Origin of the sequence: Asinibacterium sp. OR53 (assembly GCF_000515315.1) — a bacterium.
Lineage (GTDB): Bacteria > Bacteroidota > Bacteroidia > Chitinophagales > Chitinophagaceae > Sediminibacterium.
Window position 1 is genome coordinate 2,318,638 of sequence record NZ_KI911562.1, and the last position, 13,279, is coordinate 2,331,916.

Sequence of the window (13,279 nt, forward strand, 5' to 3'; positions counted from 1 at the left end):
GAAGTCGTCATTAAAAAATCACAAAAAAGAACAAATGGCACGTTACACTGGTCCCAAGACCAAAATTTCAAGAATCTTCGGTGAGCCCATCCTGGGTAATGGCAAATGGCTGGGTAAGAACAGCAACCCTCCCGGTCAGCATGGAGCCGCCCGCAAGCGTAAAACTTTAGGCGAATACGCCCTGCAGTTGAGAGAGAAACAAAAAGCCAAGTACACTTATGGTGTACTGGAGCGCCAGTTCCGTAAAACCTTTGAAGAGGCACAACGCCTGAAAGGTGTTACCGGTGAGAACCTGATCAAACTGCTGGAAGCGCGTCTCGACAATACCATTTTCCGCATGGGCCTGACTGCCAGCCGCCCCGAAGCAAGACAACTGGTGAGCCATAAGCACATCACTGTGAATGGCGAAGTAATGAATGTACCTTCTTACCAGTGCCAGCCGGGTGATATCATCGCTTACAAACCCAAGAGCGCCGATAATTCAGCTGTTACCAGCAAGAACCGCGGTAAGAACCCTAAGTTCAGCTGGCTGGATTGGAATGAAGCCGAGAAAAAAGGCACTTTCATTACCTATCCCGAGCGTGAAAGTGTTCCTGAGACCATCAAGGAACAACTGATCGTCGAGTTGTATTCTAAATAATCCGTAAAAAAAACAAGTTTTAATATGGCCATATTAAGCTTTCAGAAGCCTGACAAGATCGTTTTACAAAAAGCAACTGATTTTGAAGGACAATTTGAATTCCGCCCCCTGGAGCCAGGCTTCGGTCTGACCATCGGTAATGCCTTACGCAGGGTATTGCTGAGCTCTCTGGAAGGTTATGCTATCGTAGGTATCAAGATCGAAGGTGTAGACCACGAGTTTGCTACCGTGAAGGGTATCACAGAAGACGTTACTGAGATCATCCTGAACCTGAAGCAGGTGCGTTTCAAAAAGCATGTAGAGCATGATGTTGCCAACGAAAAGATCGCCATTTCTATCAAAGGCCGTACAGAATTCACTGCGGGCATGATCGGCGAACTTTCACAGAATTTCCAGGTAATGAATCCCGAGCTGGTGATCTGTACCATGGATACTACTTCTAAAATGGACATTGAACTGACCATCGCCAAAGGCCGTGGTTATATTCCTGCCGAAGAAAATAAGATCAAGGAAGCTCCTTTCGGATACATCGCCATCGATTCTATCCACACACCCATCAAGAATGTGAAATACAGCATTGAGAACTATCGTGTGGAGCAAAGGACCGACTATGAGAAACTGGTTCTGGACGTAGCTACCGATGGTACCATCCATCCGGAAGAAGCGGTGAAGCAGGCTTCACGCATCCTCATCCAGCACCTGATGATCATCACCGATGAGAACATCACTTTCGATAACAAAGAAGACAAGAAAGAAGATGTGGTGGATGAACATGTACTGCAACTGCGCAAGGTATTGAAGACCCCGCTGGAAGACCTCGATCTTTCTGTGCGTGCCTTTAACTGCCTGAAAGCTGCCAAGATCAACAGCTTAAGCGAACTGGTACAGTATGAGCAGGAAGACCTGATGAAGTTCAGGAACTTCGGCCAGAAATCGCTCTCTGAAATCGAGCAGGTGCTGACTGAACGCGGTCTGAGCTTCGGTATGGACCTGAACAAATTAGGATTGGATAATTTAGATAATTAATTTTTCAACATCTTGTAATTCCTGACACGGTACAAGATCAAAACAACAAGTCATGCGTCACGGAGACAAAATCAACAACCTGGGCCGTAAAAAAGCACACAGGGAATCGTTGCTGGCCAACCTGGCCAGCCAGCTGATCACGCACAAGCGTATCGTTACCACCCTTGCTAAAGCCAGGGCTTTGAGAACATACGTAGAGCCCCTGATCACCAAGACCAAGAAAAGTGAAGATACTGCTACCATCATGCACCAGCACAGGGTAGTGTTCAGCTACCTGCAGGATAAAGCAGCTGTGAAAGAATTGTTCACAGTGGTAGGTCCCAAAGTAGCCGGCCGTCCCGGTGGTTATACCCGCATCATCAAATTGGGCATTCGCCCGGGCGATAATGCAGAGAAAGCCATGATCGAACTGGTAGACTTCAACGAGATCTACGGTAAGCATGTTGCGAAAGCAGCAGAGCCTGCCAAGAAAACACGCCGTAGCCGCGCCAAGAAAGCGGAGACCGCTACTGAAGCAGAAGTGGTTGCCGAAACACCGGCAGCTGAAAATCCTTCAACAGAAGAAAAAACGGCAGAATAGTTTGATCCCAATTCATTCACATAAAGGCAAGACTTTTTATAAGTCTTGCCTTTTTTGCAAACAGGAAAATCATTATTTCGTTTCTTTGCAAAACAAATTATAAACAAAGCAGCAAGATGCCCCAATCTACCTTACCCGCGATTTTAGTATTAGCAGACGGACTCGTTTTTCATGGACAAGCATTTGGAAAAATTGGTACCACTACCGGGGAAATATGTTTCAATACCGGCATGACAGGATACCAGGAAGTATTTACTGATCCCAGTTATACCGGACAGGTGCTCATCATGAACAATGTGCACATCGGCAATTATGGGGTGAAAGATTCGGATGTGGAGAGTGACAGCATTAAGATACGCGGACTGATCGCGCGCAACCTGGAAGAGCAGTTCAGCCGTATGCAGGCCAGTGGAGATGTGAATGCTTATCTCCAGGCGAATAATATTGTGGCTATCGAGCACATCGATACAAGGGCCCTGGTAGCACATATCCGCACAAAAGGCGCTATGAACTGCATCATCTCTTCCGAGATACTGGATGTTGATCAACTGAAAGCTGAATTGGCCAAAGTGCCTGATATGGACGGACTGGAATTGTCCAGCACCATCAGCACTACCAAAGAATATGAACTGGGCGATACCAACAGCTCCCTGAAAGTGGCTGTGCTCGACCTGGGGGTGAAGAAACACATACTGGATTGCCTCGTACAACGCGGCGCACACGTGCGTGTGCATCCGGCCAAAACACCGTTGAGCCGGATGAAAGAATTCAACCCGAACGGATACTTTATTTCCAATGGCCCCGGCGATCCTGCTGCCATGGATTATGCGATCACCACTGTAAAAGATATACTCAACGAAGACATACCTGTGTTCGGTATCTGTCTTGGTCACCAGTTACTGGCGCTGGCCAATGGCATTCGCACTTTCAAAATGCACCACGGGCACAGGGGATTGAACCATCCCGTTAAGAATCTCATCACAGGCACCTGTGAGATTACCACACAGAATCACGGCTTTGGTGTAGACCCCGAAGCGGTGCGCAAACATCCCGATGTGGAAGTAACGCATGTGAACCTCAATGATGAATCGATCGAAGGGATCAGGCTCAAACACAAACCGGCGTTCAGCGTGCAATACCATCCGGAAAGTACACCGGGTCCGCACGACAGCCGTTATCTCTTTGATCAGTTTGTAGCAATGATGCGATAATCTTTATTCCTTGTTGGTATAGTACGTCATCCCGAGCGTAGCCGAGGGATCTGTCTGAACGATCGGACAGATCCTTCGACTCGCTTCGCTCGCTCAGTATGACGATAATTACTGTATTTTCGGCGTATGAAAATCGCCATCATCAACGGACCAAACCTGAATTTGCTCGGCAAACGGGAAAAGGATATATATGGGAACCAGTCCTTCACCGATTACCTGAAGGAGTTGCAGCATATATTCCCCAATGTTACGTTGCATTATTTTCAAAGCAATATCGAAGGCGAGCTGGTAGATGAGCTGCAAAAGGCTGGTTATGCCGATTTTGCCGGTATTGTGTTGAACCCCGCGGCGTACACCCATACTTCAGTAGCCATTGGGGACGCCATTGCTGCTATCAACGTGCCGGTGGTGGAAGTGCATATCAGTAATGTGCATGCAAGGGAAGAGTTCAGAAAGCTATCGCATGTATCGGGCAAATCGGCCGGTAGTATTTTCGGATTGGGACTGAAAGGGTATGAGTTGGCCATCCATTGGCTCATACAACACGCACAAACAAAGTAAGGTACGGTATTTGCTTTTTGCTGCATCATGCGTCAACAATATGCGAATAAGGTTTTTTGGCTGATCATCATCAGCATGATCGTGAAACTCGTTGCGGCTTCTTTGCTGGAACTGGGTAATGATGAAGTGTATTACTGGACTTATTCGTTACAACCCGATTGGAATCATTTCGATCATCCGCCGATGGTGGGTTGGTTGATACGCCTTACTACTTTCAACGAGCTTTGGGTGAATGAGACCACAATGCGGCTGGGTGCTATTCTTTGCGCTGCCGTTGCTACCTGGATCATTTTTAAATTAGGTAAACTCCTGTCGAGCGAAAAACTGGGCTGGTATGCTGCGCTGGTATACACCTGCTCTGTGTACACCGGTTTTATTGCTGGCTTCTTTATCCTGCCCGATTCACCGCAAATGCTATTCTGGACCGGGGCATTGTACGTGATGGCAGAAATGTTCCTCAAAAACAGTGAGCGAAAACCTGGCAGATGGTTGTTGCTGGGTTTACTGATCGGACTGGCCACATTGTGTAAAGTACATGCTTTGTTCTTGTGGGTAGGCTTCGGACTGTTCCTTTTGTTCACGAACAGCAAATGGTTGTTCAACTGGCGCTTCTATATGGGGGTATTGGTTACAGCAGTATGTATTTCGCCCATCGTTTACTGGAACATCAAAAATCATTTCATTACTTATCGTTACCATTCGGAACGTGTTACCCATACCTCTATACAATGGGATATGTTGGGAAGAGAGATAGGAGGGGAATTTGCGTATCAAAACCCGGTGATCTTTTTGCTGATCCTGGTGTCGGTGATAGCGCTCATCACCCGGAGAATATGGTTCTCTTTTTCGGGTAACAAGATCCGCACCTGGCTGTTTTGCATGAGCCTGCCCATGCTCCTGTTGTTCTGGGGCATCTCCTTGTTCAATCCTACTTTGCCGCACTGGGCCGGACCGGCTTATATTCCTCTTTTCCTGGTGGCCGCGCTCTTCCTGGAGAAAAAAGCCAGGCATGTTTATCCGCCTTTTATTACAGTGGCCATGACTTTGGTGGCGATCGTATTGGTAGCAGGTATTGGATTGATCCGTTATTCACCTGTGAATTTTGGCAGTCATGAAAAGGAGAATTATGGAGAGTACTGTCCAACATTGGATATGTCGGGCTGGCAGCATTTCAGCAATGATTTCAGCCGGTTGGTAGCAGAAGATTCCAGTACCGGCAAAATGAAAGCCCAGGCTCCCATACTGGTAGATAAGTGGTTCCCCGGTGGACACCTCGAATTTTATACGGCGCGCACTACGGGCATGACGCTATTAGGAGTGGGCAGCCTGCAGGACATCCATAAGTTCGCCTGGCTCAATAAAGAACGAAGGTGGTTGCAGTTGGGTGATGATGCGTATTGTATTGTTCCCTCCAATCTTCCCATGAATGTTGCCGCGAAATACGGCCGCTATTTTACTTCGATAGCCCCTCCAACTGTTATTAACCAGGTCCGGGGTGGGAAGATCGTGCGTTATTTTTATGTGTACCGACTGAAATCATGCAAGCAGGTACCGCCGGTACCGCTCTGAATAAAGGCCACATTAAAGAATAGATGATACAATTTTCTATTTATCGCTCGACACACTTGAATCGGGCGGCTGCTTGAATTCGATGTCTTTCTCTTTTCTTCCGAACAGGGTTTCAAAATCTCTCCGGTAAGAAATGCTGGCGCCCTGCCGGTTGCGGCGGCCCAGGCTGGATCCGGCAATATCCAGGCTGTTCTTGCTGAAAATGATCATTCGCAGTTTGCGATCTTTCGATAACACGATCTCTATGTTGAGATCAGGCAGCCACTGGAAGTTACCATTCTGTACCGCAGAAGTATTACCCAGGTTGAAATCCAGGTCGCCACCGAAAGTAACGACTACATTATCATTAAAGAAACTTTTGCCGAATTTGAAGTTGATGCGCGAGCGGTCAAGGCGGTTGCTGTTGGCCACCAGTCCATCGTTGTTCAGATCGAGACTGGAGCTGCTGTACAATGATGTACCCAGGTCGAAGCGCAGGCTTTTATCTCCGGTAAGCTTATACAGGATATTCGAGAAAACTTTGTTCACCTCTTTGGTCAATACCTGTGAAAGGGTATTCACGCCCACTGTAGTAAGCGAATAGGGGTTGGTAGCGTTACTGCCTCCTGTCTGTCCTATCGGCGAAAAAGAATTGAATGCGATCAGGAATGCTACTTGCTTCAGCATTTCATTCTGGTCTTTTTCTATCCTGGCCACATAATTGGAAAAATCATTGTCTATTTTAGCCGGACTTCCCGCGGGGAAGTCAAAACGGAAAGTAATCTCCGGTTTCAGCAACTGTTTACGTAACTCTACGATCACATACACATCTCCGCGGTAAGCTTTGATGGTTCCGGTGAAGTTATTGGTACCGATGAGATCGCTGAGGCTAACACCCTGGGCGGTGTACTGCGCATCGATATTCATATTGGCTTTGAAAGGATCACCATTCCATTCAATATAATTGCCCGCTTCGGGAAGCATTTCAAAGGGTTTGCGAACCAATCCCTGCATGTTGAAATCATAGTTTCCTCTCTCAATGTAGTAGCGCCCGCGAATGGAAAGGGGCTCTGTAGAACCTGCCCTGATCTTTAGTGTTCCATGACCGGTAGCTTTGATCACTTCACCCGCCAGATCATCCAGTATAACGTCGATCTGTGTACGGTTGTCGGCAGTAATATCCAGATCAACCAATAAATTGAAATTTGAGTTGTTATCAGCTTTGGCCATTTCGGTACCATACTGCTTGAATACAATAAAGTCGGCATTGCCACTTTCTTTGCTTACCGAGTTAGGTATGAAGATATGTGAGCTGTCTTTTGTTTCCCCAATGATGGTCATCCTGGCAGCACTTTCGGGCCCTTTCAAGCTGAGCTTGGCCGAACCGATGGCTTTACCGTAGAATTGCTGGTTGTCTTTCAGCCGTGTATTGAGCAGCAGCAATTTATTGGTATTGAGATCAAAATCAAACCCCAGGTCCTTGAAACCACGTTCATACAATTTGCCTTTCACTGTACCGGTATTCTTGTATACATCCGCAATCTTGAATTCACCGAAATTGATGCCGTCTTCCTCAAATTTGATATCAGCCGAATCGATTGTATAATATACCTGTGTATAGTTCACTTTCATGCCTGCATTCTTCAGCTTGATATGTCCCAGCAAATTGGGAGCATTGGGATTGCCGTTGATATTGAGCGTGCCGGTTGCTTTCCCTTTGATATCTGTGAACAGGTCGCTAAGGAATTGATGAAGAATATCGATTTTGGAGTCATTCAGCTTGAGATCTACATTGAGTGGCTGGCCAACGGAGTCCTTCAGGTTATACATTCCTGCAAAAGAAAAATTATAACCATCGTTTGGCGAAACAGCATCCATGGAAATTTTACCGGTTTTGCTGTCATAACCTGCTTTGAGATTCACGGTGCCAACAGAGTCGTCGTTGAGCCGGAACTGTTCAGCTTTCAATGTTGCATCGGCTCTGAACTGGCCAAAGAAATCACTCAATACGATATTGCCGTTGGTAACGCCCTCGAGGTGTGGCTGCTTCATGAATAAGGAAGTAAGATCACCCAATACAACATTTTTCAGTGATACCACAAGATTGTTGGTATTGCCCCCATCTTCTTCCTCTGTTTTGACGGCTATTTCCTGGAAGCCCTGCACAAACTTTACATTTTGCGCGCTTACAAAATGCGTACGTACTACCAGCTCTCCTTCTTTTTCAATACTCCATTTCTTTTCATTCAGTACAAAAGAAGAAGGCCTGAACAACACCCGCACACCATCGTCCAGCGTAAATACATCTGCATTCAGGCTTGCATCATTCAGGGTAATATCGGCGCTGGTTTTAACGGATACTATGGAATGGTCGCCTTTGGATACAACATCGAGATGGGTATTCGGGAACCGCAGGCTGTCGCCAATTTGCGTACTGCTGATTTCTCCCTTTAAAGAAAGGGTATCCATATTACCCACCCCTTTCAAGTCAATGCCTGTAATACTATAATTATCATATTTACCAAAAGGCACCAGGCTGGTGATGTGGAGTTCATTCTTGCGTGTATCTACTGTTCCTTCGAGGCTGGCATCATTGAAGCCGCTCAGGTGCTTATTGAAAATATGCAGGTAAGGTTCAATATAATTGGTATGCAGACTTATATTGAACTGTTGGTTTTGTGGTGTGTATCGCGGCTGCTTGACATAACTTGGGAAATAGTGACTGAGAAAGACCTGGAAACTGGCCGGGAGGTCCAGGATGGAGAATTTGCCGGAGATAGAGGCGGCAAAATCATTGCTGTTCAATTGCAGATACTTGACGGTGTCAAGATAATAGGAAGTAAGGTTTACTGAGTCGAAGTTGAGTTTGGTATCCGGACTACGGATCTCTGCGTTCAGGAATTTGGCAGTACCCAGGAAGTTATCGATGTTGGTACCGGTGAAGTTCACGTCCAGCAGACCTGTCAGTTCCATATTTTCTTTCATGAAATGCAACGCGTACAGGTTCGAATTCACCAGGTCGCCCAGTATGTTGAAACTGGGCTGGGGTTTTGTGAGGTCGATCTGCACATCACTGGTGAAGTTGAGGTTGGGGTCATTGATCTTTACTTCACCACTGAAATATTTTTTTTGGAAAGTACCGTTGGTGACAATATTGGTATAGGTATAGTCATTAAACTCAATGGAACTGATACTTCCGTCGAGCGTGGTTTTCAGCTTGTCTACGTTGAAGCTGCTGCCCGTGATCTTTCCTTTGAAATCGGCGAGTCCCAACTGGTCGTTGTTGAGAAATTTACCGATGTTGAATCGCGATGTTTCTATGTTACCGGTATAAGAAGGCTCTCCTTTGCGCGGCAACTGCATGCTGATATTCGTTTTCACACCACCCAGTTGAGAACTCAATATGCCATCGGTAGTAAAATTGCGGATGGTGCCATTGAAATTTCCCCTGTAAATAATGGTACCCAATGCAGCCAGGTTGGGTTCTGTTACTGTTTTCAGCACAGGCAGGAATGTGGTCAGGTCGTACTGGTTGCTCTGCAACGTACCATTGCTCCAGTGGATGCGGGTGGTATTGATATCGGGCAATCCCTTCATGCTCAGGTTGCCCGAAAGGGTAGTGGTAGCGCCCACTTTGGTAACCAGGTTGGTAATATTGAAAGCGCTCACGGTTCCCAGGAAATGACCATTCAGTTGCGCCACCCTGTTCCATGATTTTAATTCGGGTGCGAAATAAGCGATGTCTTCCGTATTCACTTTCGAATCGTGGAACCTGGCTTCCATGGTCACATTGGTAATATAATCACCAAAGTCGCGATTGAAATCAGCGAATTTCATTGCATAGTAATTTCCCAGCCGGCTTTTACCTGTTTGCAGATCGAGGGAAGCGAATTCCATGATCTGCGGGGTAAAGCGGAATGCGGCTTTGAGTTTTTTGAGTTCAAAGCCTGAGCGGTCTCTTACTGTGAGGTCTACATTGGCACGTAAAGTGTCTTTGACGAAAGCAATATGTTTAAAGGTTCCGTTGAGCCTGCTAAGATGTATATGGGAACCATCGAAACCTGCGGTAGGTGTTCGTTTATTTCCATCGATATTCAAACCGCCGTTGCTGAGCCGCAGGTTCGCCACTTTCACCAGCACATTGCCGGCATTGAGGTACATGCCAGTATCGGGTGTAGCAGGATTATGGGGTTTGAGTGAATCGGGCCGCAGGGGCGGCAGGTTCAGTATGGAAAAGAAGGGCTTGTCGATCGACACGTCGTTGATCAGGAAAATGCTTTTATTGAGGTCTATTTTGTCTGCATCGAGCACCAGGCTTCCTACCCGCGCTTCCATCCGCTCGCCACGCCAGAGGTCATTCTTGATGAGCCGGAGATTTTTCAGGTCAACCTTTTTAAGGTTCAACGCCAGTCCGCCACCTTCTTTCTTTTTAGCGGGTGAAGGTGAGGCCAATGAATCGATGATGAACTGGTAATTCCAGTTCGAATCGCTGCGTTGCAATTTAACAACGGCATCTTCCAGTCCAACGTATTTCAATACGGCAGTATCTTTCAAAAAGAACCAATCGGTAATACGCACTTTCAGTTGACCTGCATACAGGATGGTGTCTTTGTGCAGGTCACGCACCAGCATGGTATCCATGTTGAGGCGGTTGAAAAAGGAAAAGCTTACTTTTTTAATGCTCACTTCTGTTCCCAATGTTTTCGACAAACGTTTGGTAGCCATACCTACCAGCCAGTTTTGTATCACGCTGGTCTGGAGAGCAATCCACACACCCAAGATAAAGGCAATCAGGAAGAGGATGGTCCGGCGTAGTATTTTAAAGAATCGCTTCAGAAAGGTCCGTTTGTTTTGTAAAAATAGGCAATAGGTATTGGCAGGCAAATTCAATACCAAACACTCAGGGCTGCTTTGTTTCGCCTTTTTTAACACTTTCAAGGTATTGTTGACTATGACCTTTGGGGATACTGAGAGAGGACCAGCCTTCATTACGCACCATTTTACCCAGGTAAACGATCTGCCCTACATGGTAGGAATAATGCGCCAGTTGCCGCAGGATGGCGTCATATGCATCGATGCTTTCGGAGCGGATAGTTATTTTCCTGAGGAGGTCTTCAGGTTGAAGGCGCTCCAAAGTTTGCAGCAGGCAGTTCCAGCCATCATTCCATAAAGCATTAACTGCTTCCCTGGTATGCTGTTTTGTTTCGAACTCGGCATCCCGCTGGCGCCAGCTTTTCTCTCCATCTTCCGTAAGAAAATTCGTCCACCTGCTGAGCATATTCCCATGCAGGTGTTGGATGATCATGGCAATGCTGTTGCTTTCTGTTGTAGGAAGATAATGCAATTCTGCCTCCGATAATTGAGCCAGTGTTTTTTCTCCCAGCTCTTTATAGTTGCGGAAACGCTTGATGCTGTCTTTTAAAAATCCTTCTGCTAATTTTTGACTTTTCACTTTTGATTTTTTAGTTAACCCAAATTGCTAGAAAAGTAATGAGTATTAAAGGATTTTTTTTAAGCTACCACACTTAAAAACGAATCAAAATGCTCATGAAGGATAAAATTATGAGGATTTACTGTATTGTAGATGGTATTTTAAAGGGTGTAGGGCATTTGGAAGATAGCTAGCACTGAGTGAGTGGCAGTGAAATGATAACGACGGCGTTCATATCAGTGCTGTATTTGAAGTCATTTGGATAAGGGGCAAGGAGTTTATCAAAATGGGGAGCCTTTACCAGCAGAAAGCAAGATTCAGGCTTTTACTACGAATAAGCTTTTAAATTGGTTAATAACTTTTATTATTTAATGTTATTTTAATATAAAATAATTGCAATCTTCAAAATACATTAATAAATTAGATTAATTGTTTTTCGCTTGATTCACCCCCCCCCCTCAAGCGGCGCTAAGTTTCAATTTGGATTTATCAGTTTGATGTCAACTCTTCCGCTGAATCTTCAAAGTAGGAAGTTATTGGCTTATTAACAGCGTTTGAATAAATGCAATAGTTTTTTATTGCAATTGATAAATGATTGTTTAACTAAAATTCGCAATATGAAAAAGAGTATCTTAATCCTGTCTGTTCTTGGCTACATCGCATTTATCTCATGCAACAAAACCGAAATTTCTTCACTTCAAAAATCCAACAATTCCGAGGTATTGAAGAAAACAAAAAATTATATAATTCCTGGCCCATGCCCTTATAGCTGCTCGGACCAAAGATGTATGAATTACGAATCTGGATATTGTGGTTACATACCGGTAATTAATAACCCCAACAATCCATATAATTATGTTGGTCCAAATCACAATAACGGTATGGATTATTCTATTCCCAAAATTAACCCCAGCAGCCCAACTCTCGAATCTGATATCCTCAACACTACAAAGGCCTATGTACAAACTTTAGGGTATAATCCTAATGATTTTCAGAGTACATATGACCAGGGCGTAGCAAATGGGTATTTCCCTTTTTACAAAACTCCAGATTTAGATTCCCTTGGTATTATCATGACATTGTAAGCTTCCCCTGAATGTTACCCATGTGAGGTTAGAGTTAACGACCAAAAGCTTGTTAACTTTAAACTTTGAAACACATGAAAAAAGGAAGATTTACCGAAGCGCAGATTGTATCTGCAATGAAGAAACAGGAATCAGGAATTGCTGTTAAAGAGATTGCCCGAGAGATGGGTATCAGCGAAGCAACGTTTTACAATTGGAAGGCTAAGTATGGAGGCATGGAAGTGAGTGATGTTGTAAAAATGAAGCAGATGGAAGCTGAGATCAGTGAGTACAAGAAGATCGTGGCGGAGTTAAGCCTGGAGAACCGGGCAATGAAGAACCTGATCGCAAAAAAGTTTTAACGCCTGAAGCGAAACGGGAAACTGTTCATCATCTGATGGAAGAAGAGCAGTTAAGTAACCGTAAGGCGTGCGAACTGGCAGGTATATCCCGCAACACCTACCGGTATCAACCAAAACCTAAGGATGACAGTGAAGTTCAGGATGCACTGACGGTTTTAACAACCAAACATGTTGCCATTGGATTTTGGCAGTGTTGCTATCGTCTTTGGAATAAAGGGCATGAATGGAATCATAAACGGATCTATCGGGTATACACAGATATGAAGCTGAATATCCGTCGCAGAGGCAAGAAACGGCTCCCAGAGCGGATAAAGCAACCCTTAAACGTTCCAACAGCACCTAACCAGGTATGGAGCATTGATTTTATGACCGACACGCTCGTAGATGGCAGAAGGTTCCGATTGTTCAATGTGATGGATGATTTTAACCGTGAATCGCTGGCGATAGAGGTTGACACCTCACTTCCGGCACTCAGGGTGATCAGGGTACTGGAAAGACTGATTGTTCAGCGAGGCAAGCCTGCCAATATCCGTTGCGACAATGGCCCAGAGTTTATCAGCCACAAACTGGAAGAGTGGTGCAATGATGAGCAAAGACAGATTACGATACAATTTATTCAACCGGGGAAACCCACACAAAATGCATACATAGAAAGGAAGAATGGAAGCATCAGAAGAGAAGTATTGAATGCTTACCTGTTTTATCGTTTGTCAGAAGTGAGAGAACAGACCGAAGAGTGGAGGATCGACTATAACACTGAACGACCACACAAATCGTTAGGTTATCTCTCACCGATCAGGTATGCGCAAATGATGGAAGAACGAAAAAACCTTATCTTAGAAAACTCTAACTAAGC

Annotated in this window: 10 protein-coding genes; 8 read left to right on the top strand and 2 right to left on the bottom strand. The window is 45.3% G+C overall.

Features of this window, described 5'->3' with window-relative positions; translation table 11 throughout:
* The first annotated feature begins 34 nt into the window (after window positions 1–34).
* The 6 genes from rpsD (at window position 35) to SEDOR53_RS0110345 (ending at window position 5,587) form a co-directional block, all read left to right on the top strand.
* Window positions 35–640, top strand: a complete 606-nt coding sequence (rpsD, locus tag SEDOR53_RS0110320; RefSeq protein ID WP_026769655.1) for a 30S ribosomal protein S4 — start codon at window positions 35–37, stop codon at window positions 638–640.
* A 24-nt stretch (window positions 641–664) separates the two neighbouring features.
* Window positions 665–1,666, top strand: a complete 1,002-nt coding sequence (locus tag SEDOR53_RS0110325) for a DNA-directed RNA polymerase subunit alpha (protein ID WP_026769656.1) — start codon at window positions 665–667, stop codon at window positions 1,664–1,666.
* A 52-nt stretch (window positions 1,667–1,718) separates the two neighbouring features.
* Window positions 1,719–2,246, top strand: a complete 528-nt coding sequence (gene rplQ, locus SEDOR53_RS0110330) for a 50S ribosomal protein L17 (protein WP_026769657.1) — start codon at window positions 1,719–1,721, stop codon at window positions 2,244–2,246.
* A 116-nt stretch (window positions 2,247–2,362) separates the two neighbouring features.
* On the top strand, window positions 2,363–3,457 hold the full coding sequence (carA, locus tag SEDOR53_RS0110335) for a glutamine-hydrolyzing carbamoyl-phosphate synthase small subunit (protein WP_026769658.1): 1,095 nt from the start codon (window positions 2,363–2,365) through the stop codon (window positions 3,455–3,457).
* A gap of 126 nt (window positions 3,458–3,583) precedes the next feature.
* The gene (gene aroQ / locus SEDOR53_RS0110340) at window positions 3,584–4,018 is read left to right on the top strand and encodes a type II 3-dehydroquinate dehydratase (RefSeq protein ID WP_026769659.1); all 435 of its coding nucleotides are present in this window, start codon (window positions 3,584–3,586) and stop codon (window positions 4,016–4,018) included.
* A 27-nt stretch (window positions 4,019–4,045) separates the two neighbouring features.
* Entirely contained in the window at window positions 4,046–5,587 is a 1,542-nt protein-coding gene (locus SEDOR53_RS0110345; protein ID WP_026769660.1) for a glycosyltransferase family 39 protein, read from the top strand.
* 36 nt (window positions 5,588–5,623) lie between these two features.
* Here the strand turns inward: SEDOR53_RS0110345 and SEDOR53_RS0110350 are convergent, their stop codons facing one another.
* Together SEDOR53_RS0110350 and SEDOR53_RS0110355 are read right to left on the bottom strand one after the other, a co-directional pair.
* Window positions 5,624–10,339: a translocation/assembly module TamB domain-containing protein gene (locus SEDOR53_RS0110350; protein ID WP_198018891.1), complete on the bottom strand. Its 4,716-nt coding sequence runs from the start codon at window positions 10,337–10,339 to the stop codon at window positions 5,624–5,626.
* Between the two features lie 127 nt (window positions 10,340–10,466).
* On the bottom strand, window positions 10,467–11,018 hold the full coding sequence (locus SEDOR53_RS0110355; protein ID WP_026769662.1) for a DUF1572 family protein: 552 nt from the start codon (window positions 11,016–11,018) through the stop codon (window positions 10,467–10,469).
* Between the two features lie 596 nt (window positions 11,019–11,614).
* Here SEDOR53_RS0110355 and SEDOR53_RS0110360 point away from each other — a divergent pair.
* Both SEDOR53_RS0110360 and SEDOR53_RS17725 read left to right on the top strand, forming a co-directional pair.
* Complete coding sequence (locus SEDOR53_RS0110360; protein ID WP_026769663.1) at window positions 11,615–12,082, top strand: hypothetical protein; 468 nt, start codon at window positions 11,615–11,617, stop codon at window positions 12,080–12,082.
* A gap of 74 nt (window positions 12,083–12,156) precedes the next feature.
* A protein-coding gene (locus SEDOR53_RS17725) for an IS3 family transposase (protein WP_369751278.1) occupies window positions 12,157–13,277 on the top strand; the annotation gives its coding sequence in 2 pieces (ribosomal slippage) (window positions 12,157–12,418 and window positions 12,418–13,277; 1,122 coding nt in all).
* Window positions 13,278–13,279: the final 2 nt, after the last annotated feature.

What these genes read in the sequence shown, in the direction of transcription:
- aroQ (WP_026769659.1), top strand. Translation starts at nt 3,584, where the DNA reads ATGAAAATCGCCATCATCAACGGACCAAACCTGAATTTGCTCGGCAAA.
- rpsD (WP_026769655.1), top strand. Translation starts at nt 35, where the DNA reads ATGGCACGTTACACTGGTCCCAAGACCAAAATTTCAAGAATCTTCGGT.
- carA (WP_026769658.1), top strand. Translation starts at nt 2,363, where the DNA reads ATGCCCCAATCTACCTTACCCGCGATTTTAGTATTAGCAGACGGACTC.
- rplQ (WP_026769657.1), top strand. Translation starts at nt 1,719, where the DNA reads ATGCGTCACGGAGACAAAATCAACAACCTGGGCCGTAAAAAAGCACAC.
- SEDOR53_RS0110345 (WP_026769660.1), top strand. Translation starts at nt 4,046, where the DNA reads ATGCGTCAACAATATGCGAATAAGGTTTTTTGGCTGATCATCATCAGC.
- SEDOR53_RS0110325 (WP_026769656.1), top strand. Translation starts at nt 665, where the DNA reads ATGGCCATATTAAGCTTTCAGAAGCCTGACAAGATCGTTTTACAAAAA.
- SEDOR53_RS0110360 (WP_026769663.1), top strand. Translation starts at nt 11,615, where the DNA reads ATGAAAAAGAGTATCTTAATCCTGTCTGTTCTTGGCTACATCGCATTT.